A 20815-nucleotide genomic window follows, 5' to 3' on the forward strand; every position below is an offset into this window, starting at 1 on the left:
GTCGTCATGGCCACTTCGGAGCGGGTCCGTACGTCTTCAACCACTCCGCAGCCACCGGCGTCGGCGTCGTCGCCGCATCGGTCGCTGCGTACACCGATCCTGCTGGTCGCCGGGGGTGTCGCGCTCGCCGCGATGGCCCTCGCGGGGGCGGTCGGGGGGATCTTCGCCCCTCTCGTCGGGTTCGACGACGGTGGGGCCCTCGCCCGGTGGGGTGTGCCGGTCTCCCGGGTGATCCTCGACGTCTCGGCCTCGGCGACCATCGGGCTGCTCCTCCTCGCCGGGACGATCGTCCCGGAGCGGGTGTCGACGGACCGCCGCCGTGCGGCCTGCCGCATCGCGGTGGTCACCGGGTCGGTGTGGGTCGTGGCCTCCCTCGCCGTCATCGTCTTCGCGATGTCGAACATCTCCGGTGTCTCCGTCACGGACCCGACGTTCGGGGGGCAGCTCGCCTCCGCGCTCGACTTCGACTACTTCCGCGCCGTGTTCATCAGCGCCCTCGTCGCGGTGGGGGCGACGCTGTGCGCGCTCGCGTCGCGGACGACGACGGGGATGACGTGGGGTGCGGTCCTCGGTCTCGTCGCGCTCCTCGTCCTCTCGCTCACCGGCCACTCCGGCGGGGCGGCCGCGCACGACACGGCCGTCAACTCTCTCGCCGTGCACCTCGCCGCATCGGCCGTGTGGCTCGGTGGCCTCATCGCGGTCGTCGTCCTGCGACCCGTCCTCGGCGTGGATCTGCCCGTCGTCGTCGAGCGGTACTCCGCCCTCGCGATCTGGGCGTACGGCGGTGTCGTCGTCTCCGGTGTCCTCAACGCATCCCTGCGCATCGCGCGCCCCGCCGACCTCCTCACGCCGTACGGGATGCTCCTGTGCGCCAAGGTCGTCACGTTTTTCGTCCTCGGCGTCGCCGGGTGGCGGATGCGCGACCACCTCATCGGTCGCCTCGAGGCGGACCACGGTGACAGCCGCGCGTTCGCGACGCTCGCTGGCTGCGAGATCGCTCTCATGGCGCTCGCGCAGGGCGTCGCCGTCGCGATGTCGCGCACCGCGCCGCCGATCTCCCAGGAGGCGTCGCCCGACGTCGTCACCTCCCTCACGGGATACCCCGACCCGGGCGGACCCCTGGAGGGCCTCGACTGGTTCACGGTGTGGCGGCCCGACTGGATCTTCCTCGCCGCGTCGATCCTCGCCGTCGGTCTCTACCTCGCGGGCGTCCTGCGTCTCCACCGCCGCGGCGACTCGTGGCCGGTCCACCGCACGATCCTGTGGACCCTCGGCTGGCTCGCGTTCGTGTGGACGACGAGCGGTGCGCCCGGCGTCTACGGCCGGCTCACGTTCTCGGCACACATGGTCATGCACATGATGCTCACGATGGGCGGACCCGTGATCATGGCGTTCGGTGCGCCCCTCACCCTCGCATCCCGCACGCTGCGGCCCCGCAAGGACAAGACGCTCGGCCCGCGCGAGATCCTCCTCGCCACCGCCCACTCCCGGTGGATGAACTTCTGGGCCAACCCCGTCGTCGCCGGCTTCAACTTCGCCGGCAGCCTCTACATCTTCTACTTCACGCACCTGTTCGACCTGGCCCTGCGCACCCACACCGGGCACGTCATCATGATCGTGCACTTCATGCTCGCCGGGTACGTCTTCGCCTGGTCGCTCGTCGGCGTCGACCCCGGCCCGCGTCGCTGGCCGCCGTCGCTGCGGCTCGTGCTCCTCTTCGCGACGATGTCGTTCCACGCGTTCTTCGGCGTCGTCATCACGTCGATGTCGACGCTGCTCGGTGGCGACTACTTCCGGCAGCTCAATCTGCCGTGGGTGGGCGACCTCATGGCCGATCAGGAGAAGGGCGGCCTCATCACGTGGGGCATCGGCGAGTTCCCGATGCTCGTCCTCGCCCTCCTCACGCTTGCGACGTGGATGAAGTCGGAGGAGCACGAGGCCAAGCGGCACGACCGTCAGGCCGCCCGCGACCACGACGCCGCCCTCGAGGCGTACAACGCGTCGCTCCGTCAGCGGGGCGAGGCGCTGCGCCGGGCCGAGGAGGCCGAGGAGGCCCGCTACCGGGCACGCCACGAGCACGCTCACCGGCACGGGGGCTCCCACCACCCCGACGAGTGACGCCTCCGCCGTCCCGGCCGCACCCGCCAGGGATGCGGCGGAGACGCCACCGGACCGCCGCCGGACCGCTGCCGGCCCGCTCGACCCTCACGGTCGGGCGGGGCGGCGTCACTGTGAGGAGGCCGTCCCTGCCCGGGGCGCACGCATGCCCGCGGCTCGCCTAGTGTCGGGCGCGAGAGGTGTTCCCGCGCGACGAAGGAGTGCGTCATGACCGACCGTCCCCAGCTCTGGCTCCGCCACGAGGTACGTCCCGGAGAGGGGCGCGCCGCGATCTCCCCGCACAGCGCCCGGGTGCTGCGCGAGGCGGGGTTCCCCATCACCGTCGAGGAGAGCGACCAGCGGTCGTTCCCCCTCCAGGAGTACGTCGACGCGGGCTGCGAGACGGCCCCGACGAACTCGTGGCCGGAGGCGCCGGAGGACGCGATCGTCGTCGGCCTCAAGGAGCTCCCGGAGGGCGACACCCCTCTGCGCGACCACGTCTACTTCGGCCACGCGTTCAAGCACCAGCACGGCGCCAAGCAGCTCCTCGAGCGGTTCGTCGCCGGCGGCGGCACCCTCCTCGACCTCGAGTACCTCGTCGACGAGAACGGCCGCCGCGTCGCCGCGTTCGGCTACTGGGCGGGATACGTCGGCGCGGCGCTCGCCGTCCTCGACCATCGTGGTCGGCTCGAGCCGAGCATGGCCCGTCGCACGAAGGAGGAGCTCGACGCGCTTCTCCGCGAGGACGCCGAGGGCGACGAGGCGACCGCTCTCGTCATCGGTGCCCTCGGTCGCAGCGGCCGCGGCGCCTGCGACGCTCTCGAGGTCGCCGGCATCGCGACCACGCGCTGGGACGTCGAGGAGACGAAGAACCTCGACAAGGAGGCCCTGATCGGCCACGACATCCTTGTCAACTGCGTCATGGTGAGCACCCCCGTGCCGCCGTTCGTCACGGCAGAGGACCTCGACGCCCCGGGCCGTCGTCTCTCGGTGATCTCCGACGTGACGTGCGACGTCACCTCCGACTGCAACGTGCTGCCGATCTACGACGACATCACGTCGTGGCCGGAGCCCGTGCGGGTGCTGCGCCCGGCCGACCCCGAGAACGGACACCCCGAGGTGCGGATCATCGCGATCGACAACCTCCCCTCGCTGCTGCCCGCGGAGGCCGCCGGCACGTACGCCGAGGACCTCCTCCCGACGCTCCTCACCCTCCCCGACGGTGACGTGTGGCAGCGCGCCCGTGCCCGCTTCGAGCAGGCGCTCGCCGACGAGGGCCTCACCCGCTGACCCGAGCCGTCCCCGGCCCGCACGCACGACGGCCGCCGGTCACCTCGTCGGTGACCGGCGGCCGTCGTGCGCGGGTGCCGGTGCGCGTGGGGCACGTCCGTCGGATCGAGCCACGTCGCGTCGCCTGACGCCGCGAGGCGCGTCGCATTGCTCCCGACCGGCGCCTCAGTGGCGGGGGAGCCCCCAGGCCTCACCGAGGAGCTCGTAGCTGCGGCGGCGCAGGGCCGGGTCCCACGTGTACGTCGTGACGATGAGTTCGTCGACGCCGTAGCGCTCGACGATGTCGTCGAGCTGGGCGACGACCTCCTCGGGCGTGCCCACCGCCGAGAACGACGGGCGACCGTCCGTCCGCTCGGCACGAGGGAGCCGCGGCCCCCCGCGGAGGGACGCGAGCATGTCCTCACCGGGCGGGTCGAGCGGAGCGAGGCGGCCCGTCTGGATGCGGGTGCGCAGCGCGTCGGCCGTCGTCGCGAGGTGGCGGGCCTCCTCGGTCGTCGGGGCGCAGACGACGTTGACCCCGGCCATCGCGTACGGCGCGTCGATCTGCGCCGTGTACGCCTCGGTGGTGAACCGGTTGCGGTACACCTCGAGGGCGGACTCGATCGCGTCGGGTGCGAAGTGCGAGGCGAACGAGAACGGCAGCCCCAGGGCGGCGGCGACGCTCGCGCCACCGAGGGAGGAGCCGAGCATCCACAGCGGCACCTTCGTGCCCTCTCCGGGGAGCGCCCGCACGCGCATGCCGTCACGGCCCGGGTTCTCCCGGTCGCCGAGGAGCGTCGCGAGGTCGGCGACGTCCTGCGCGAAGTCCCGGAGCTCGGCCGACGTGCGCTGCAGCGCCGCGGCCGTCACCGGGTCGGTGCCCGGCGCGCGGCCGAGGCCGAGGTCGATGCGGTCGCCGTAGAGCGTGGCGAGGGTGCCGTAGTACTCGGCCACCATGAGCGGGGCGTGGTTGGGGAGCATGACGCCGCCGGAGCCGACGCGGATCGACTCCGTGTGGCTCGCGACGTGCCCGAGGAGCACGGCGGTGGCCGAACTCGCGAAGGTGACGCTGCCGTGGTGCTCGGCCATCCAGAACCGCGTGTATCCCGCCTTCTCCACCGTGCGGGCGAGCTCCGTGCTCTCGCGGAGGGCGTCGGCGGCGGTGGAACCGGCGCTCACCGGCGCGAGGTCGAGGACGGACAGGGGGACACGGCGTGACGAACTCATGGGGGTGTCAACGTCGATCGGGGGTCTCTTATTGCGTCTCCGACGGGGCCGATCCGGTACGGATGGGCCCGTCCTCATCGGGTTCGCCCGATTCCTGCCGATGGACTGGGCGACATCCATTCGTCTGCGGAGGCACCATGTCCATCGGTTTCGGCATCTTCCTCGTCGCGCTCGGCGCGATCCTGTCGTTCGCGGTGAAGGACGCCATGCCGGGCGTCGACCTCACCATGATCGGCTACATCCTCATGGCGGCCGGTCTCGTCACGGCGCTCGTCTCGGCGACGATGATGACCCGTTCCCGCGCGGTCGTCGCCCGTCGAGCGACGACGGTCGAGGACCCGCACAGCCCCTACGCCGCCTGACCCCCGCCGACACCGCTCGACCCGTCCGTCCGGACCGACCCGCCCGGCCGGGCGGCGTCGGCCGTCCCCGCCCGCGCGCATCCCTCGCGGGTGGTCACGGACGCGCTCGTGGGATCACCCCACGACGACGCCGCCCCCATCCGAGTGATCTCGGTGGGGGCGGCGTTCTCGTCAGTTCCCGCGCGGGGAACCCGGGGTGCGGTCCGTCAGAAGGCGGACTCGGGGACCTCCATGAGGGAGTTGTCCGTGAGCTCGCACGCCGTGCGCTGCCCCTGCAGGAGCGGGAGCTGGGTGCGGGCGAAGAACCGCGCGGCGGCGATCTTGCCGGTGTAGAAGTCGACGTCGCTGCCCGACGCGCCGGCCTCGAGGGCCTTCTGCGCGACGTCGGCCTGCTTGAGCAGGAGCCACCCGACGAGCACGTCACCGGCCGCCATGAGGAGGCGCGTGGTGTTCTGGCCGACCTTGTAGAGGTTGGTGATGTCGCCACCCTCCTGACGCGGGTCGGACTTCATGAGCTGGTCGATCATGGAGCCGCCGATGACCGTGATGTCCTCGACCGCCTTGCCGAGCAGCTCGCGCTCTGCTGCGAGCGGGTCGGACTCGAGGCCCTCGCCGCCCTTGACGGTGGCCATGACCTGCTCGCTCATCCACGTGAGGGCCTTGCCCTTGTCGCGGACGATCTTGCGGAAGAAGAAGTCCTGGCCCTGGATCGCGGTCGTGCCCTCGTAGAGGGTGTCGATCTTCGCGTCGCGGACGTACTGCTCGACCGGGTAGTCCTGGAGGAACCCGGACCCGCCGAACGTCTGGAGCGACTCGGTGCCGAGGAGGACCCAGGCGCGCTCGGAGCCGACGCCCTTGACGATGGGCAGGAGGAGGTCGTTGACGCGGACGGCCATGTCGACGGCCGAGCCCTTCTCGCCCTCCATCGAGCCCGTCTCGAGGTAGTGCTGGTCGACGATGTCCTGCTGCATGGCCGTGAAGAGCACGAGCGCACGGAGGCCCTCGGCGTACGCCTTCTGCAGCATGAGGGAGCGGCGGACGTCGGGGTGGTGGGTGATCGTCACGCGTGGGGCGGCCTTGTCGGCCATCTGCGTGAGGTCGGCGCCCTGCACGCGCTCCTTGGCGTACTCGAGCGCGTTGAGGTACCCGGTCGAGAGCGTCGCGATGGCCTTCGTGCCGACCATCATGCGGGCGTACTCGATGACGCGGAACATCTGGGCGATGCCGTCGTGGACGTCGCCGACGAGCGTGCCGACGGCCGGGTGCTTCTCGCCGAAGCGCACCTCGCACGTCGTGCTGACCTTGAGGCCCATCTTGTGCTCGACGCCTGTGACGTAGACGCCGTTGCGGTCGCCGAGCTCACCGGTCTCGGCGTCGACCATGTACTTCGGCACGGCGAAGAGGGAGAGACCCTTGGTGCCCGGGCCTGCGCCCTCGGGGCGGGCGAGGACGAGGTGGATGATGTTCTCGGACATGTCGTGCTCACCCGAGGTGATGAAGCGCTTGACGCCCTCGATGTGCCACGTGCCGTCGGGCTGCTGCACGGCCTTGGTGCGGCCGGCGCCCACGTCGGAGCCCGCGTCGGGCTCGGTGAGCACCATCGTGGCGCCCCACTTCTTCTCGACCATGTGCGCGGCGAGCTTCTTCTGCTCCTCCGTGCCGAGTTCGTAGAGCACGCGGGCGAAGCCGAAACCGGCCGAGTACATGTAGATCGCGGGGTTCGCACCGAGCACCAGCTCCGCCGCCGCCCAGTTGAGCGACGGCGGGACGACCATGCCGCCGAGCTCCGCCGGGACGCTGAGGAGGCCCCAGTCGGCGTCGACGAACGCCTTGTAGGAGCGCTTGAAGGACTCCGGCAGCGTGACGGTGCCGGCCTCGGGGTCGAACACCGGCGGGTTGCGGTCGGAGTCGATGAGGCTGTCGGCGAGTTCGTTCTCGGCCAGTTCGCCCACGGCGTGGAGGATCTGGCGGGCTGTGTCGGCGTCGAAGTCCTCGTACGGCCCGGTGCCGAGGACCTCGTCCCGGCCGAGCACCTCGAAGAGGTTGAACTCGAGATCGCGCAGATTGCTCTTGTAGTGGCCCACGTCGGCCTTCCCCTCGTGCGGTCGGGTGGAACCCGACTCCGTCGTCGCGTCGCGTGCCGACCTCGCACCGCTGGGTGCGCGACGCCGGGCACATTACTGATGGGTAATCAGCATGACCCAAGGTGCGCACTCCTGCAAGCGCCCCGACTCATGACCGGGATCGCATCGACGGAGGCCCGTGTCGCCCCCTCCCCGAGGCGTCGTCGACTCCTCGTCGTCCGAGGCGGCGGGAGGGTCGAGCCGATAGGGTGGAGGTGAGTTGTCGACGACGTGAACACGAGGTGAACGACATGGTCGGGGAGTCCAAGGCCGGCAACCGGAAGCGCACGAAGAAGGCCGCGGGGACGAAGGCCGCGGGGACGAAGAAGTCCGCCCGCACGGCGAAGGACGCGCCCCGCGCGAAGAGCGCACCCGCGAAGACGCGGCCGGAGACCACGTCCGCGGTGGACGAGACGCCCACGACGTCCGCCCCGGAGGTGACGTCCTCGGGCGCGGCGACGCCGGAGGTCGCAGTCGAGGCCGAGTCGAAGTTCGAGGCCCCGCGCCGGTGGGCGATGCCGCGACTCGACCGCGTCGAGGGAGTCGCCGAAGTCGACGCCCCGAGGCGGTTCACGCAGACCGCCACCTACCTCGACACCCTCGACCTGGCGCTGCTGCGGGGGCGGCACACGCTCCGGCGCCGGACCGGCGGGAGCGACGCCGGGTGGCACCTCAAGACCCCCGGCGACGGCAGCGGTCGCGTCGAGCACCGCCTGCCGCTCGGCCGTTCCGCGGCGCTCGTCCCCGTCGAGCTGCGGGAGATCGTCGCCGACCTCGTCGGTGACGCCGCGCTCGTGCCCGTCGCGCAGCTGCGCACCCGCCGCACCCGCCGCGCCGTCAAGGACGAGGCGGGCACCGTGCTCGTCCTCGTGGAGGACGACACCGTCGAGGCGACGACGTACGTCGACGGCGAACGCGTCCACCGCTGGCGAGAGGTCGAGGTCGAGATCGTCGACGGCACCCCCGCCGACCTCGAGGCCGTGAGCGCCGCGCTCGTCGCGTCCGGGCTCACGCCGTCGACCCACAAGAGCAAGCTCGGTCGCGCCCTCGCCGAGCCGCTCGCGCGTCCGCTGCCGGGCAAGGGCGAGGGGCGCACCGCGGGGGCGGTCGTCCTCGACTACCTCTCGACGCAGATCGGTGTGCTCCAGGGCAGCGAGAACCGGCTCCGTGAGGACGCCAACGACGCGGTCCACAAGGCGCGCGTCGCCACCCGTCGTCTCCGCAGCACGGTGCGCACCTACCGCGACGTCCTCGACCGGGTCGAGACCGACCCGCTGCGCGAGGAGGTCAAGTGGCTCACGGGCCTCCTCGGCGAGCCGCGCGACGGCGAGGTGATGCTCCAGCGCATCTCCGGGCTCCTCGACTCCCTCGAGCCCGACCTCGTCGTCGACGGTGCCGACGTCGCGATGCGGGAGGCGCTCGAGGCCGAGCACGCGAAGGCCCACGCAGCGCTCGTCGCCGGGCTCGACTCGCCGCGGTACGAGCGGCTCATGGCCGACCTCACCGACCTCCTCCTCCACCCGCCGTTCCTCCCCGCCGCGTCCGAGCCGGCGGCGGAGGTCCTGCCCGGACTCGTCGCCAAGGCGTCGGCCAAGGTCGTCAGGCAGGCTAAGAGGGCCGCCGCGATGCCGGAGGGGTCGGAGCGCGACGAGGCCGTCCACGAGATCCGCAAGCTCGCCAAGGCCGCGCGGTACGCGGCCGAGGCGGCGGGTGCCGCGGCGGGAACCTCCGCGAAGGACGTCGTCGGGGCGTTCACCGATCTGCAGGAGGCGCTCGGCGACCACCAGGACAGCGTCGTCTCCCGCGGGGTCGTCATGCGGCTCGCCGCGGACGCCCGCAGGAGCGGTCGCGACACGTTCACCTACGGCGTCCTCGCCGAGCGGGAGTACGCCGTGGCCCGCAGCGTCGAGGAACGCTACGTCCCGCTGCTCGACGAGGCCCGCAAGGCGGCCGCCGCCCTCGGCTGAGCGCCCCGGCCGTCGAGTGCCCTCATCGCGCGCTCGGGGTGAGGGCGTTCGTCGTGTCCCGGCGTGAGCGTGGGCGTGGGCGTGAGCTCGGGTGCGGGCCGCGGTGATGGTGATGACGCCGCGGGTGGAGGTGTCCCCGTCGTCGAGGTCCGGCGTCAGGGGCGCCCGGCCTCACCGAGGTAGGTGAGGATCGCGCGGACCCGACGGTTCTCCTCGCCGGCCTCCAGGCCGAGCTTGGTGAAGATGTTGGCGACGTGCTTGGCCACGGCGGCGCCCGAAACGACGAGCTCGGCGGCGATCTGGGAGTTCGACAGGCCGCGCGACATGAGTTCGAGCACGTCGCGCTCTCGCGGGGTCAGGTCGCCGAGGCCCGCGGTGCGGGATCGCATGATCGCCCGCGTCACCTCGGGGTCGATCGTCACGCCGCCGGCGGCGACGACCCGCAGTGAGGCGACGAAGTCCGCGACCTCCGAGACTCGATCCTTGAGCAGGTAGCCGGTGCCGCTCGCCGACGGCAGCGAGAACAGCTGTTGGGCGTATGCGGGGGCGACGTACTGGCTCACGACCATCACCGCCACGTCGTGCTCGTGCTTGAGATCCATGGCGGCGAGCAGGCCGTCGTTCGTCATCGTCGGGGGCATCCGCACGTCGGTGACGACGACGTCCGGCAGCGCGCTCCGGGCGGCGAGATCCCGCACGCACGAGCGGAGCTCGTCGGCGTCGGCCGCCTGGGCGACGACGTCGAACCCCTGCCGCCCGAGCAGCCCGGCGACGCCCTCGCGCAGCAGGGCGGAGTCGTCGGCCAGGACGACGGTGGGGGCCGGGGTGTCGGCTGCGGGACCTGCCCAGTTCGCGGTGGTCACGGTGCCCCCACGACGACGCCGGGCTCCCCGTGGGCCAGGAGCAGCGGGATGCGGGCGACCACCTGCGTGGGGCCGCCGGGCGGGGCGGCCAGCTCGAGCGATCCGCCGAAGGCCGCGAGCCGCTCCCGCATGCCCGCCAGGCCGTGACCCTTGACCAGGCGCGCGCCACCGGGCCCCGCGTCGACGACGGAGACCGTGAGCGCGGCGTCGGCCGCGAGCAGCACCGTCACGGGCGCGCCGGGGGCGTGCTTGGCCGCGTTCGTCAGGGCCTCGGCCGTGAAGAAGTACGCGGCCGCCAGGACCCCCTCGGGCATGTCGGGCAGCCGGTGCGGGCAGACCACACGCACGTCGGAGGGACTCGCGACCGCCGCGTCGCGCACGGCCGCCTCCAGGCCCAGATCACCGAGGACCTGCGGGTGGATGCCCCGCACCGTCACGCGCAGCGCGTCCAGCCCGGCCTGCACCGCGCCCTTCGCCTCACCCAGCAGCGCGGCGAGCGCGGGATCGGCCGCCACGGCGGGGGACAGCTGCGCCTCGCCCAGCTTCATCGCGGCCGCCACCAGGTACTGCTGCGTCCCGTCGTGCAGATCGCGCTGGATGCGGCGCCGCTCCACCTCGTACGCGTCGACGATGACCCGCCGCGACGCGGTGAGGGCCTCGACCTCGCGGCGGGCGGTCTGCTCGGCCGACGTCGACTCCGTGGCGCGACGGCGGCGGAACAGGGGCATGCCGCCACGGTAGCGACCCGGGGGTGGCGCGCGCGGTAGCGCTGGCACTACCCCGGAACGGGTGCGCGCACCATGGTCCTGCGACCCGCCCGCCGATGGAATGGACGACATGAACACATGCCTTGCGACCCACGACATCACCAAGCGGTTCGGCGACGTGCCCGCCCTCGCGGGGGTGAGCCTGACGATCGACGCGGGGGAGTCCGTCGCCGTGATGGGCCCCTCCGGCTCCGGCAAGTCCACCCTGCTGCACTGCCTGTCGGGAGTGCTCGTGCCCGACGCGGGCCGCGTCACGTTCGGCGGCGTCGACCTGTCGGGCCTGAAGGACCGGGACCGTTCCCACCTGCGGCTGCGTCAGTTCGGGTTCGTGTTCCAGGACGGTCAGCTGCTGCCCGAGCTCCCCGCCCGCGAGAACGTCGCCCTGCCGCTCATGCTCACGGGTACGTCGCGTGGGAGGGCACTCAAGGCCGCCGACGAGCGCCTGGGGCAGCTCGGGCTCGGGGACATGCGGCACCGCCGTCCCGGCGACATGTCGGGCGGGCAGGCGCAGCGCGTGGCGATCGCGCGGGCCCTGGCGGGGCAGCCGGCCGTGATCTTCGCCGACGAGCCCTCGGGCGCGCTCGACCAGGCCACGGGCCACGAGATGATGCAGCTCCTCACCACGTCGGCGCGCATGGCCGATGCCGCGCTCGTCCTCGTCACCCACGACGCCGACGTCGCCGCCTGGTGTTCCCGCCTCGTCGAGATCCGCGACGGGCTCGTGCACTCCGACCGGCTCCTCGACGCGCAGGCCGCCCGATGACCGCCGGGGTCACCGGGCTCGTCCCGTTCACGGTCCGCCTCACCCGGGCGCGCTTCGCGGCCCGCAACGGCGAGTCCCTGCTGTACGGCGCCTCGGTGCTGGCCGCGACGGTGAGTTCGGGCGTCGCGTTCACCGTCGCCGGCGGCACGTGGATGTTCTACGAGCGGTGGGCGCACCCCACGGGAACCCTCGCCCTGCTCGCGCAGGACCCGACGTTCCGCGTCCTGCTCGGCTCCTACGTCGCGCTCGCGGCGCTCGCGTGCGCCCTCGTCGTGCCGTCGCTCGTGTCGCTGTGCGCGGCCGGGGCGCAGCTCGGGGCGCGCGGCCGGGAGCGGCGCCTGGCCGCGCTGCGGCTCCTCGGGCTCTCGTCGGGCGACGTCACCCGGATGGCGTCGATCGACGCCCTGGCCCAGACCACGCTCGGCACCCTGCTGGGATTCCTCGTCTACCGCCTCACGCTCCCGCTGTGGGGCAACCTGCGGTTCGAGGCGACACCCATCGACCCGGGCGAGATGGTGCTGCCGTGGACGTACGCCGTCGCCCTCGCCGTCGTGCTCGTGGGACTGGGGTTCGGGGCGTCCGCGTGGGGGCTGCACCAGGTGCGGGTCTCCCCGCTCGGGGTGTCGCGCCGAGTGAACTCCCCGGCCGTGCGGGCGTGGCGACTCGTCGCGCTGGTCGTCGTCGTCGCGGTCGCAGGGCTCGTCATGACCTTCCTGCCCTCCGGGGCACAGGCGATGGGCAGGGCACTCTTCATCGCCGCCGGGGTGGTCGCGGCCGTGCTCGCCGCCGTCAACCTCGCCGGGCCGTTCCTCATGCAGCTGCTCGCCCGCGTACTCCTCGTCGTGCCGTCGCCGACGGTCGTCACCGCCGCGCGGCGCGTGGTCGCCTCGCCCAGGGCGACGTGGGCGCGGGTGTCGACCCTGGGGGTCCTCGCGTTCATCGGGGGATACCTGGCGAACATGCCGTTCGCCTACGACGCGGCCAACGCGCACAGCGACGCCGAGGCGTCGTTCATGCGCGAGGCCGGCGGCGACTTCACGCGCGGCGCGATCATCACCCTCGCGTTCGGGTTCGTGCTCACCGCCACGTCGCTGCTCATCACGCAGGCGTCGGCGACGATCGAACGCGCCGAGCAGTCGCGGGCGCTGCACCGCATGGGCGTTCCCGACGGGTTCGCGACGCGGGTGATGTGGGTCGAGACGTTCGCGCCCCTCGTGGTCGGTACGGTCCTCGGCGCGGGCCTGGGGCTGCTGTTCGCCGCGCCCATGGCGCGCCAGATCCGGGAGTCCGGCCTGGACGCCCACGACAGCGGTCTCGTCCCCATGCTCGCGGTCCTGCTCGGGGGGCTGCTCGTCGCGGCGACGGCCCTCGCGGCCACGCATCCGCTGCAGCGGCGGATCCTCGCCGTCGACGAACGACGCAACGACTGAATTCCGCCCCGGACGACCGGCATCGACGACCGGCACGGACAGCACGAAGGGCGGTGGCCTCGGCCACCGCCCTTCGTCGTGGAGCGAGTGACGGGAATCGAACCCGCGTATCAAGCTTGGGAAGCTTGTGTTCTACCATTGAACTACACTCGCGTCTTCGCAGGTCAGGTGCCGTTTCCGACCTGTCCCGTTCCCGTGGGGGGAGCGGCGGGGTCGGCGGCGCATGACCGCGTGGGAAGCAGTCTACGGCACCGGCGGCGTTCCGTGCATCCGCCGTCGCGCCCGCGGCGTCACCCCCAGGGCGGAGCGTTCATGGCCCCACCGTGCTCACCTCGCCCCGCGCGTCACACGTCAGCGGCAGCCCACGACGGCCGTGCCGAGGGTGTCGACCGCCGAGCGCACCGACGCCGTCCGCGTGCTCCCGTTCTCGATGAACGCGAACACGCGACGACGCCCGTCGACGCCCTCCGCGACACCCGCGAGGGCGACCGCGTCGCCGAGCGTGCCCGTCTTCGCCATGACGCGGCCCATGGCGCACCGCTGCGCCGGTGCACGGAACCGGGAACGGAGCGTCCCCGTCTGCCCCGACCGCGGCATCGCGCCCCACGCGAACGCGACCCGACGCGTCGAGGGGTCGTCCCACAGGCGGTCGACCGTCGTCGCGAGGGTGCGCACCGGCATCCGGTTCGCCCGCGAGAGGCCCGACCCGTCCTTGTTGACGTACCCGGCGAGCGGCACGCCTCCGCGGGAGAGCATCGCGCGCTGGTGGGTGAGGGAGTTCGTCCACGTCGGACGCAGACCCGACTCCTTCGCCGCGATGCGCAGCAGGTACTCGGCGTACGTGTTGTCGCTCACCGCGAGCATCCGGCCGACGAGCGAGGAGACCGGCGCCGACCAGCTCTCGCCCACCTGCACCGCGGACTGCGGCGTGACGCCGGCGCCCCCGACCGTCGCGTTCACGCCCGCCTTGTGCAGCGAGCCCGCGAAGGAGTTCGCCGCGGCGATCGACCCGTTCGTGCCGCGATGGCCGGCGAGCGTGAGGCCCCGGACGGGCTGCACCTCACCCGGCACGTAGCTGCGCTTCCACCCCGTCGCGGAGACCGGCGCGGGGAACACCGAGGCGTCCGCGTACACCGTCACCGACGTGCGGCCGTCCTTCTTCAGCTCCGCCGCCGTCCGCGCGGCGAGGGTGCGCAACCGGGCCGAGGACAGCGAGGGGTCGCCCGCGCCCTTGAGATAGACGTTGCCCGGGTTGGCGCGCGACCGGAACGTCCGCGTGACGAGCTGCGTCTGCGGCGACGTCGAGTGGAGCACGGTGTACGCCGTCAGGACCTTCTGCGTCGACGCCGGCATGCGCGTCCGCGCCGAGTTGCGCGACCACAGCGTCGCCCCGCTCGCCTCGTCGAGGACGATCCCGGAGAACCCACCCGCGAGGTAACGGCTCTGCGCACCCGCGTCGAGACGCGCGCGCATCGCCGCCGTCGTCGGCGTGGTCGCGGCCTTCGTCCTCGGGGCGGACCTCGTGACGGTGGTCGTGGCGACCGCGGCGGTCGTCGTGGCGGTCGTCGTGGCGCTCGTCGTGCCGCTCGTCGTCGTAGCGCTCGTCGTCGTCGTAGGGGCGGCGGTCGCCGGGCCGGCGAGAAGGGCGGGGGTGAGGAGCGTCGCGACGGCCAGGGAGAGCGGGGCCACGCGGCGGGCGGAGGAGGGGGTGTGCGGACGCATGGGGCCTCGAATCGGGTGGGGTGATGCAGGTCGATTGCGAGTCGCCCTGTGTCCCAGTGCATCCGGCGCCGTGACCCGTTCGTGACGTGACCCGCAGCCCCCTCTTCGACACCCGTCCGGGTGACCTTGAGCGAACCGGGCTCCCAGGGTTGGCCCACGCCCGGCGCTCACACCGGGCGTCCTGCTCCCCACGGGGGATGCTCCGCCGCTGCTCAGGGCGGTAGCGTGACCCCCGTGCTGCTCTCAGATCGCGACATCAGGGCCCAGGTCGACGCCGGGCGCGTCTCCCTCGACCCCTACGACCCGGGCATGGTGCAGCCCTCGAGCATCGACGTCCGGCTCGACAAGTACTTCCGGCTGTTCGACAACCACAAGTACCCCTTCATCGACCCCGCCGCGGAGCAGCCGGAACTGACCCGGCTCGTCGAGGTCGACGGCGACGACGCGTTCGTCCTCCACCCCGGCGAGTTCGTCCTGGGATCGACGTACGAACAGGTCACGCTGCCCGACGACATCGCCGCGCGCGTCGAGGGCAAGTCGTCCCTCGGGCGCCTCGGGCTCCTCACCCACGCCACGGCCGGGTTCGTCGACCCCGGCTTCAGCGGCCACGTCACCCTCGAGCTGAGCAACGTCGCCACCCTGCCGATCAAGCTCTACCCCGGCATGAAGATCGGGCAGCTGTGCTTCTTCCAGCTGTCCTCCGCGGCCGAGCATCCCTACGGCAGCGAGGTGTACGGCTCGCACTACCAGGGGCAGCGCGGCCCGACCGCGAGTCGTTCGTGGGCGGGGTTCACGCAGGCGGACATCTGAGGTGTCCCGGGTCCTGCGCCGGGAGCCGCTCGAGCGGGCGATCCACACGCTCCGCCGTGGGCGCCGGCCGGTCGAGGCCGTCGTCGTCACCCTCCACGGCGGTCCCGAGCGCGGGTTCCGTCGCACCGCCGCCTGGAACGCCGCCTATCTGCGGCTCCTCCCCTTCGGCCGCCGCATCCGGGAGCTCTCCGGCGACCGCATCGCGATCGTCCACGTGCGGCACACCCAGACGGGCTGGAACGGCGGCGAGCAGACGACCCTCGGCCAGGCGCGGATCCTCCTCGCCGACCTCGCCCGTCGTGAACCCGAGCTGCCCGTCGGCCTCCTCGGTCACTCCCTCGGCGGGCGCACGGCCCTCGCCGCCGCGGGGCACTCGCAGGTGACGTCCGTCGCCGCCCTCGCCCCGTGGGTCACACCCCACGACGCGGTCGATCACCTCGTCGGGCGCGACGTCCTCGTCGTCCAGGGGAACCGCGACCTCATCTGCCCGAAACACAAGACGGACGCGTTCGTCGACCGGCTCCGCGACGCCGGCGGCGACGTCGACTACGAGATCCTCGCCGGGTGCGGGCACGGCATGTACCGGCGCGCCTCGCAGTGGCACGACCTCGCGGCCCACCACCTCGTGCGGACGCTGCTCCCCGAGGGCTGAGACCGCACAGTCGCGGACCCCGGCCCCCACCGCGCTGCGCCGTGCCACGCCACGCCGCGCCACGCCACGCCGCGCCACGCCACGCCACGCCACGCCGCGCTGCCGCCGCCGCGAACCGCGGTCGTCCCCCGTCGGATCCGGGACCGCGCGACATCGGACACGACATCGCGTCGGGCGGGCGGTCGTCGGTCGTGACCGCTACGTTGGGCGCATGATCCGGTTCGATCACGTCACGAAGACGTACCCGGGCGGCACGGTCGCCGTCGACGACCTCACGCTCGAGGCGCCGCGTGGCGAGATCACGGTGCTCGTCGGGCCCTCCGGCTGCGGCAAGACGACGTCGCTGCGGATGGTCAACCGCATGGTCGAGCCCACCTCGGGCACGATCCTCCTCGACGGCGTCGACGTGTCGACGATGTCGCAGGCCGAGCTGCGGCGGGGCATCGGCTACGTCATCCAGCACGGCGGCCTGTTCCCGCACCGCACCATCGAGCAGAACGTCATGACGGTGCCGCGTCTCCTCGGCCGCCCCCGGGCCGAGGCCCGTGACCGCGCCCGGGAGCTCCTCGAGGTCGTCGGCCTCTCCCCGGATCTCGCCTCGCGCTACCCCGGGCAGCTCTCCGGCGGCCAGCAGCAGCGCGTCGGCGTCGCCCGTGCGCTCGCCGCCGACCCGCCCGTCCTCCTCATGGACGAGCCGTTCAGCGCCGTCGACCCCGTCGTCCGCGAGCAGCTGCAGGACGAGCTCATGAGCCTCCAGGCGCAGCTCCAGAAGACGATCCTCCTCGTCACCCACGACATCGACGAGGCCGTCAAACTCGGCAACCGGGTCGCCGTCATGCGCGTCGGGGGTCGTCTCGCGCAGATGGACGAGCCCGCCCGCCTCCTCGCCGAACCTGCCGACGACTTCGTCGCGTCCTTCGTCGGCCGCGACCGCGGCTACCGCTCGCTCGCGTTCCAGGACGTCGACGTGCCGCTGCACCGCGAGGCCGCCGTGCGCATGGGTGAACCCGTCCGCGGCGACTGGCGGCTCGTCGTCGACGACGAGAGCCGCCCCCTCGGCTGGATCGACGGGAGCCCCGCCCGTGGTGGGGAGGACGTCGCCGCGCCCGAGTCGCTCCGCCTCGGCGGCACCCTCGCACGACGCGGGGGAAGCCTGCGGGCCTACCTCGACGCCGCCCTCTCCTCCCCGAGCCGCCGCGGTGTCGTCGTCGACGACGACGGCGTCCTCGTCGGCATCGTCCACCCGAGTGAGGTCCTCGCCGCCATCGAGGCCGCGGGCCGTGCCGGAGCCGACGATGCGGAGGGCGCGCCATGACGTGGCTGCCGGACAACCTCGGCACCGTCGCCCACCTCGCGGGGGCGCACACGGTCCTCGCCGGCGTCCCCCTCCTCGTCGGTCTCGCCCTCGCGCTCCCGCTCGGGTGGCTCGCCCACAGCCGCGAACGGTGGCGGCCCGTCCTCGTCGCGGGCACCGGGCTCCTCTACACGATCCCGTCGCTCGCCCTGTTCGTCCTCATGCCGATCCTCCTCGGCACACGCATCCTCGACCCCGTCAACGTCGTCGTCGCGATGACGCTCTACACGATCGCGCTCCTCGTGCGCACCGTCGCCGACGGCCTCGACTCCGTGCCCGAGCACGTCACCGCCGCCGCCACCGCGATGGGATACGGCGGCCTCGCCCGCACACTCCGCATCGACCTCCCGCTCGCCGTTCCCGTCATCGCCGCCGGGCTCCGCGTCGCGGCCGTGAGCAACGTGAGCATCGTCAGCGTCGCCTCCCTCATCGGGGTGCAGCAGCTCGGTGTGCTCCTCACCGACGGGTACGGACGCAACTTCCCCGAGGAGCTGTGGGTCGGCATCGTCTCCTGCCTCCTCCTCGCCCTCGCGTTCGATCTCGTCGTCGTCGTCACCGCGCGACTCCTCACGCCGTGGACCCGTGCAGGAGGTGTCCGATGATCGCGCGCCTCCTCGCCTGGCTCTCCGACCCCGCCAGGTGGGCGGGTGCCGACGGCATCCCCACCCGGCTGCTCGAACACCTCGTCTACTCCGTCGTCGTCGTGCTCCTCGCCGCCGCCGTGGCCGTCCCCGTCGGCCTCCTCATCGGCCACACGGGTCGGGGCAAGTGGGTCGTCACCTCGGCGAATGCCGCCCGGGCGATCCCGAGCCTCGGCCTGCTCTTCGCCGTCGCCCTCGTCCTCGGCCCGCGACTCTCCTCCGACCTCGCGTTCGTCCTCCCGAGCCTCCTCGTCCTCGTCGTCCTCGCGATGCCGCCGCTCCTCTCGGGCGCCTACAGCGGCGTCGAGGCCGTCGACCCCGCGGCACGAGACGCCGCCTACGGCATCGGCATGACGGGGCGGCAGGTCCTCACCGGGGTCGAACTGCCCTGCGCCCTGCCCCTCGTCCTCTCCGGGGTGCGCAGCGCGACCCTCCAGGTCGTCGCCACCGCCACGATCGCCTCGTTCATCAGCCTCGGTGGTCTCGGCCGGTACCTCGTCGACGGCCTCGCCTCGGGCGACTACGCCCAGATGGCCGGCGGCGCCCTCCTCGTCGCGACCCTCGCGCTCCTCCTCGACGGAATCCTCGCGCTCGTCCAACGCCGCGTCGTCTCGCCCGGGCTCCGCCTCGACGCCCACCCCGCACGATCCCGACGCTCGCGGCGCTCCGCCGACGCCACCGACACCACGTCCACCGCCGCCGACACCGCGGGTGTCGCGCCCGCCTCGGCCCCGGCCGCTTCCACCCCCTCCTCGTCTCCGGCAGAAAGGTCCACACCGTGACCCGCATCCGCACCCGCGTCGGCGCCCTCGCGCTCGTCGCCGCCACCGCCGTCATCCTCACCGCCTGCGGCGGCGGAGAGGACCCCCTCGCCAAGGACTCCGGTGGGGGAGGTGGCACCGCGGCCCCGGCCGGCACCGTCACCGTCGGGTCCGCCGACTTCTCCGAGTCCAAGCTGCTCGCCCACCTCTACACGGGCGCGCTCCGCGCCAAGGGAGTCCAGGTCAACGAGCCCCGCCTCGGCATCGGCGCCCGCGAGGTCTACCTCAAGGGCCTCGACGACGGCTCGATCAACGTCATCCCCGAGTACACCGGCGCCCTCGCGCTCCACTACGACAAGTCGTTCGCCGGTACCGACCCCAACGAGGTCTACAGCCACCTCGAGAAGTCCCTGCCGGGCAACCTCGCCGTCCTCAAGCCGAGCGCCGCCGAGGACAAGGACTGCATCGCCGTCACCCGCGAGACCGCCCAGTCGAAGTCGCTGCGCACCGTCGGCGACCTCGCGAAGGTGTCGAACGAGATGACCCTCGGCGCCCCGTCGGAGTTCAAGAACCGCCCCCAGGGGGTGCCCGGCCTCGAGAAGACCTACGGGATCCGGTTCGAGGAGGTCCGTGCGCTCGGCGGTCAGGCCCTCGTCCAGGCCCTCACGAACGGCCAGGTCGACGCGGCGAACGTCTTCACCACCGACCCGGCCTTCACCCAGCACGACCTCGTCCCCCTCGAGGACGACAAGGGCCTCTTCGGCAGCCAGAACGTCGTCCCCCTCATCACCAAGGAGGTCCAGGGCAACACGAAGGCCGTCGAGGCGCTCGACGCCCTGTCGACCTCCCTCACGACGAAGGACCTCCAGACGATGCTCACCAAGGTCGACGTCGAGCACGCCGACCCGGCCCAGGTGGCCGAGGAGTACCTGGACGGGCACCCGCTCGACTGACGTCTCTCTCCGCGACGGCGCCCGGGGCGCACCCGCCCGGCGCCGTCGCGGGACCTCGACAGAGGCCTCGTCGTGGGGCCTCGTCGCGGGGGGACGGCCCGGCGTGACGCCACGAGTCGCGGCCCGGGAGTACACCGTCCACGGGCGGGGCCGGCGTCTCGTCCTCTTGCGTGGCCCGGCCGCGTCCCGTAGGCAGGGGACATGAACGAGATGCTGACGATCACGACCGACGCCGGGCGGGCCGAGGCCTACCTCACCCGCCCCGACGCGCAGGAGCGCCCCGGCGTCCTCATGTTCATGGACGCGATCGGGGTGCGGGAGCGCACGAAGGAGATGGCCGACCGTATCGCCTCGTGGGGGTACGTCGTGCTCCTGCCCAACGTCTTCTACCGCGAGGGCACCGTCGCCGAGCTCGCGCCCGACATGGACCTCACCGACCCCGAGCAGCGCAAGGAGTTCGGCGAGATCAGCGGTCCGCGCGTCAAGGCGTACACGCCCGATCTCTCCAACCCCGACACGCAGGCGTGGTTCGACACCCTCGGGCAGTACGCGTCGACGCCGTACGGCACCGTCGGGTTCTGCATGGGTGCGCGCCTCGCGATCCGCGCCGCCGCCCTGCACCCCGACGACGTCGCCGCCGTCGCCGGGTTCCACGGCGCGAACCTCGTCGAGGACGACGCGGAGGACTCCCCGCACCTCCTCCTGCCGCGCACGAACGCCGACTACCTCTTCGGCCACGCGGACAACGACACGATGAACGACGCGGACGCCGTCGCCGAGCTCGAACGCCGCCTCGAGCAGGCCGGACTCACGTACTCGAGCGCCATCTACCCCGACGCGCCGCACGGCTTCACGATGGCCGACACCTCCTCCTACCAGGACATGGGCGAGAAGCGCGCCTTCGCCGAGCTCGAGCCGTTCTTCGCCCGCACCTTGCAGCGCTGACCCCGCCGGACCGACACGCCCGGCTCCCGCCGACACGCCCCGCGCGTTCGGCGATCCCCGGCCGGAGCCCCGTCCGACGCGCGGACGACACGTGGGCCCCGACCCGCCA

Annotated in this window: 18 protein-coding genes and 1 tRNA gene; 13 read left to right on the top strand and 6 right to left on the bottom strand. The window is 72.7% G+C overall.

The window, feature by feature from the left end; translation table 11 throughout:
- Window positions 1-6 precede the first annotated feature (6 nt).
- Together MOPEL_RS15220 and MOPEL_RS15225 are read left to right on the top strand one after the other, a co-directional pair.
- Complete coding sequence (locus tag MOPEL_RS15220) at window positions 7-2118, top strand: bifunctional copper resistance protein CopD/cytochrome c oxidase assembly protein (protein WP_245544806.1); 2112 nt, start codon at window positions 7-9, stop codon at window positions 2116-2118.
- Window positions 2119-2325: 207 nt separating this feature from the next.
- A complete protein-coding gene (locus MOPEL_RS15225) occupies window positions 2326-3387 on the top strand; it encodes a saccharopine dehydrogenase (protein ID WP_009760597.1) in 1062 nt (353 codons plus the stop codon).
- 165 nt (window positions 3388-3552) lie between these two features.
- On the opposite strand, the gene MOPEL_RS15230 is transcribed toward MOPEL_RS15225, so the two are convergent.
- Window positions 3553-4593: an LLM class flavin-dependent oxidoreductase gene (locus tag MOPEL_RS15230; protein ID WP_009760598.1), complete on the bottom strand. Its 1041-nt coding sequence runs from the start codon at window positions 4591-4593 to the stop codon at window positions 3553-3555.
- A gap of 137 nt (window positions 4594-4730) precedes the next feature.
- Here MOPEL_RS15230 and MOPEL_RS15235 point away from each other — a divergent pair, with 137 nt between their 5' ends.
- Window positions 4731-4955 carry a DUF6458 family protein gene (locus MOPEL_RS15235; protein ID WP_009760599.1) on the top strand — a complete coding sequence of 75 codons (225 nt, stop codon included), beginning with the start codon at window positions 4731-4733 and terminating at the stop codon, window positions 4953-4955.
- Window positions 4956-5161: 206 nt separating this feature from the next.
- Here the strand turns inward: MOPEL_RS15235 and MOPEL_RS15240 are convergent, their stop codons facing one another.
- Window positions 5162-7039: an acyl-CoA dehydrogenase gene (locus MOPEL_RS15240; RefSeq protein WP_009760600.1), complete on the bottom strand. Its 1878-nt coding sequence runs from the start codon at window positions 7037-7039 to the stop codon at window positions 5162-5164.
- Between the two features lie 290 nt (window positions 7040-7329).
- Between MOPEL_RS15240 and MOPEL_RS15245 the strand changes: the two genes are divergently transcribed.
- Entirely contained in the window at window positions 7330-9045 is a 1716-nt protein-coding gene (locus tag MOPEL_RS15245) for a CYTH and CHAD domain-containing protein (RefSeq protein ID WP_009760601.1), read from the top strand.
- 155 nt (window positions 9046-9200) lie between these two features.
- On the opposite strand, the gene MOPEL_RS15250 is transcribed toward MOPEL_RS15245, so the two are convergent.
- Together MOPEL_RS15250 and MOPEL_RS15255 are read right to left on the bottom strand one after the other, a co-directional pair.
- The gene (locus MOPEL_RS15250) at window positions 9201-9908 is read right to left on the bottom strand and encodes a LuxR C-terminal-related transcriptional regulator (RefSeq protein WP_009760602.1); all 708 of its coding nucleotides are present in this window, start codon (window positions 9906-9908) and stop codon (window positions 9201-9203) included.
- On the bottom strand, window positions 9905-10636 hold the full coding sequence (locus MOPEL_RS15255) for a sensor histidine kinase (protein WP_009760603.1): 732 nt from the start codon (window positions 10634-10636) through the stop codon (window positions 9905-9907). The genes MOPEL_RS15250 and MOPEL_RS15255 overlap by 4 nt, the downstream gene beginning before the upstream one ends.
- Before the next feature lie 109 nt (window positions 10637-10745).
- Here MOPEL_RS15255 and MOPEL_RS15260 point away from each other — a divergent pair, with 109 nt between their 5' ends.
- Window positions 10746-11438: an ABC transporter ATP-binding protein gene (locus tag MOPEL_RS15260; RefSeq protein ID WP_009760604.1), complete on the top strand. Its 693-nt coding sequence runs from the start codon at window positions 10746-10748 to the stop codon at window positions 11436-11438.
- Entirely contained in the window at window positions 11435-12868 is a 1434-nt protein-coding gene (locus MOPEL_RS15265; RefSeq protein WP_009760605.1) for an FtsX-like permease family protein, read from the top strand. Before MOPEL_RS15260 ends, MOPEL_RS15265 begins: the two co-directional genes overlap by 4 nt.
- A 79-nt stretch (window positions 12869-12947) precedes the next feature.
- Here the strand turns inward: MOPEL_RS15265 and MOPEL_RS15270 are convergent.
- Window positions 12948-13021, bottom strand: a tRNA-Gly gene (locus MOPEL_RS15270).
- Between the two features lie 198 nt (window positions 13022-13219).
- Window positions 13220-14590 carry a D-alanyl-D-alanine carboxypeptidase/D-alanyl-D-alanine-endopeptidase gene (locus MOPEL_RS15275; RefSeq protein ID WP_009760606.1) on the bottom strand — a complete coding sequence of 457 codons (1371 nt, stop codon included), beginning with the start codon at window positions 14588-14590 and terminating at the stop codon, window positions 13220-13222.
- A gap of 234 nt (window positions 14591-14824) precedes the next feature.
- On the opposite strand from MOPEL_RS15275, the gene dcd reads away from it, so the two are divergent.
- From dcd to MOPEL_RS15310, 7 genes are all read left to right on the top strand, one after another.
- Window positions 14825-15400: a dCTP deaminase gene (gene dcd / locus MOPEL_RS15280; protein ID WP_040635024.1), complete on the top strand. Its 576-nt coding sequence runs from the start codon at window positions 14825-14827 to the stop codon at window positions 15398-15400.
- A gap of 1 nt (window position 15401) precedes the next feature.
- Window positions 15402-16052, top strand: a complete 651-nt coding sequence (locus MOPEL_RS15285) for a dienelactone hydrolase family protein (RefSeq protein ID WP_009760608.1) — start codon at window positions 15402-15404, stop codon at window positions 16050-16052.
- Between the two features lie 211 nt (window positions 16053-16263).
- Window positions 16264-17367: an ABC transporter ATP-binding protein gene (locus MOPEL_RS15290; protein WP_009760609.1), complete on the top strand. Its 1104-nt coding sequence runs from the start codon at window positions 16264-16266 to the stop codon at window positions 17365-17367.
- A complete protein-coding gene (locus MOPEL_RS15295; protein WP_009760610.1) occupies window positions 17364-18008 on the top strand; it encodes an ABC transporter permease in 645 nt (214 codons plus the stop codon). Before MOPEL_RS15290 ends, MOPEL_RS15295 begins: the two co-directional genes overlap by 4 nt.
- Window positions 18005-18829 (top strand): ABC transporter permease, encoded by an 825-nt coding sequence (locus tag MOPEL_RS15300; RefSeq protein ID WP_009760611.1) that lies wholly within the window; start codon window positions 18005-18007, stop codon window positions 18827-18829. The genes MOPEL_RS15295 and MOPEL_RS15300 overlap by 4 nt, the downstream gene beginning before the upstream one ends.
- Window positions 18826-19761 carry an ABC transporter substrate-binding protein gene (locus MOPEL_RS15305; protein ID WP_009760612.1) on the top strand — a complete coding sequence of 312 codons (936 nt, stop codon included), beginning with the start codon at window positions 18826-18828 and terminating at the stop codon, window positions 19759-19761. The genes MOPEL_RS15300 and MOPEL_RS15305 overlap by 4 nt, the downstream gene beginning before the upstream one ends.
- 201 nt (window positions 19762-19962) lie before the next feature.
- A complete protein-coding gene (locus tag MOPEL_RS15310) occupies window positions 19963-20706 on the top strand; it encodes a dienelactone hydrolase family protein (protein ID WP_009760613.1) in 744 nt (247 codons plus the stop codon).
- Window positions 20707-20815: the final 109 nt, after the last annotated feature.

The organism is Mobilicoccus pelagius NBRC 104925 (assembly GCF_000247995.1).
GTDB classification, from domain to species: Bacteria; Actinomycetota; Actinomycetes; order Actinomycetales; family Dermatophilaceae; genus Mobilicoccus; species Mobilicoccus pelagius.

Excerpts from the sequence above, each read along its gene's own strand:
- MOPEL_RS15220 (WP_245544806.1), top strand. The coding sequence starts at position 7 with ATGGCCACTTCGGAGCGGGTCCGTACGTCTTCAACCACTCCGCAGCCA.
- MOPEL_RS15225 (WP_009760597.1), top strand. The coding sequence starts at position 2,326 with ATGACCGACCGTCCCCAGCTCTGGCTCCGCCACGAGGTACGTCCCGGA.
- MOPEL_RS15230 (WP_009760598.1), bottom strand. The coding sequence starts at position 4,593 with ATGAGTTCGTCACGCCGTGTCCCCCTGTCCGTCCTCGACCTCGCGCCG.
- MOPEL_RS15235 (WP_009760599.1), top strand. The coding sequence starts at position 4,731 with ATGTCCATCGGTTTCGGCATCTTCCTCGTCGCGCTCGGCGCGATCCTG.
- MOPEL_RS15245 (WP_009760601.1), top strand. The coding sequence starts at position 7,330 with ATGGTCGGGGAGTCCAAGGCCGGCAACCGGAAGCGCACGAAGAAGGCC.
- MOPEL_RS15255 (WP_009760603.1), bottom strand. The coding sequence starts at position 10,636 with ATGCCCCTGTTCCGCCGCCGTCGCGCCACGGAGTCGACGTCGGCCGAG.
- MOPEL_RS15260 (WP_009760604.1), top strand. The coding sequence starts at position 10,746 with ATGAACACATGCCTTGCGACCCACGACATCACCAAGCGGTTCGGCGAC.
- MOPEL_RS15265 (WP_009760605.1), top strand. The coding sequence starts at position 11,435 with ATGACCGCCGGGGTCACCGGGCTCGTCCCGTTCACGGTCCGCCTCACC.
- MOPEL_RS15275 (WP_009760606.1), bottom strand. The coding sequence starts at position 14,590 with ATGCGTCCGCACACCCCCTCCTCCGCCCGCCGCGTGGCCCCGCTCTCC.
- MOPEL_RS15290 (WP_009760609.1), top strand. The coding sequence starts at position 16,264 with ATGATCCGGTTCGATCACGTCACGAAGACGTACCCGGGCGGCACGGTC.
- MOPEL_RS15295 (WP_009760610.1), top strand. The coding sequence starts at position 17,364 with ATGACGTGGCTGCCGGACAACCTCGGCACCGTCGCCCACCTCGCGGGG.
- MOPEL_RS15300 (WP_009760611.1), top strand. The coding sequence starts at position 18,005 with ATGATCGCGCGCCTCCTCGCCTGGCTCTCCGACCCCGCCAGGTGGGCG.
- MOPEL_RS15310 (WP_009760613.1), top strand. The coding sequence starts at position 19,963 with ATGAACGAGATGCTGACGATCACGACCGACGCCGGGCGGGCCGAGGCC.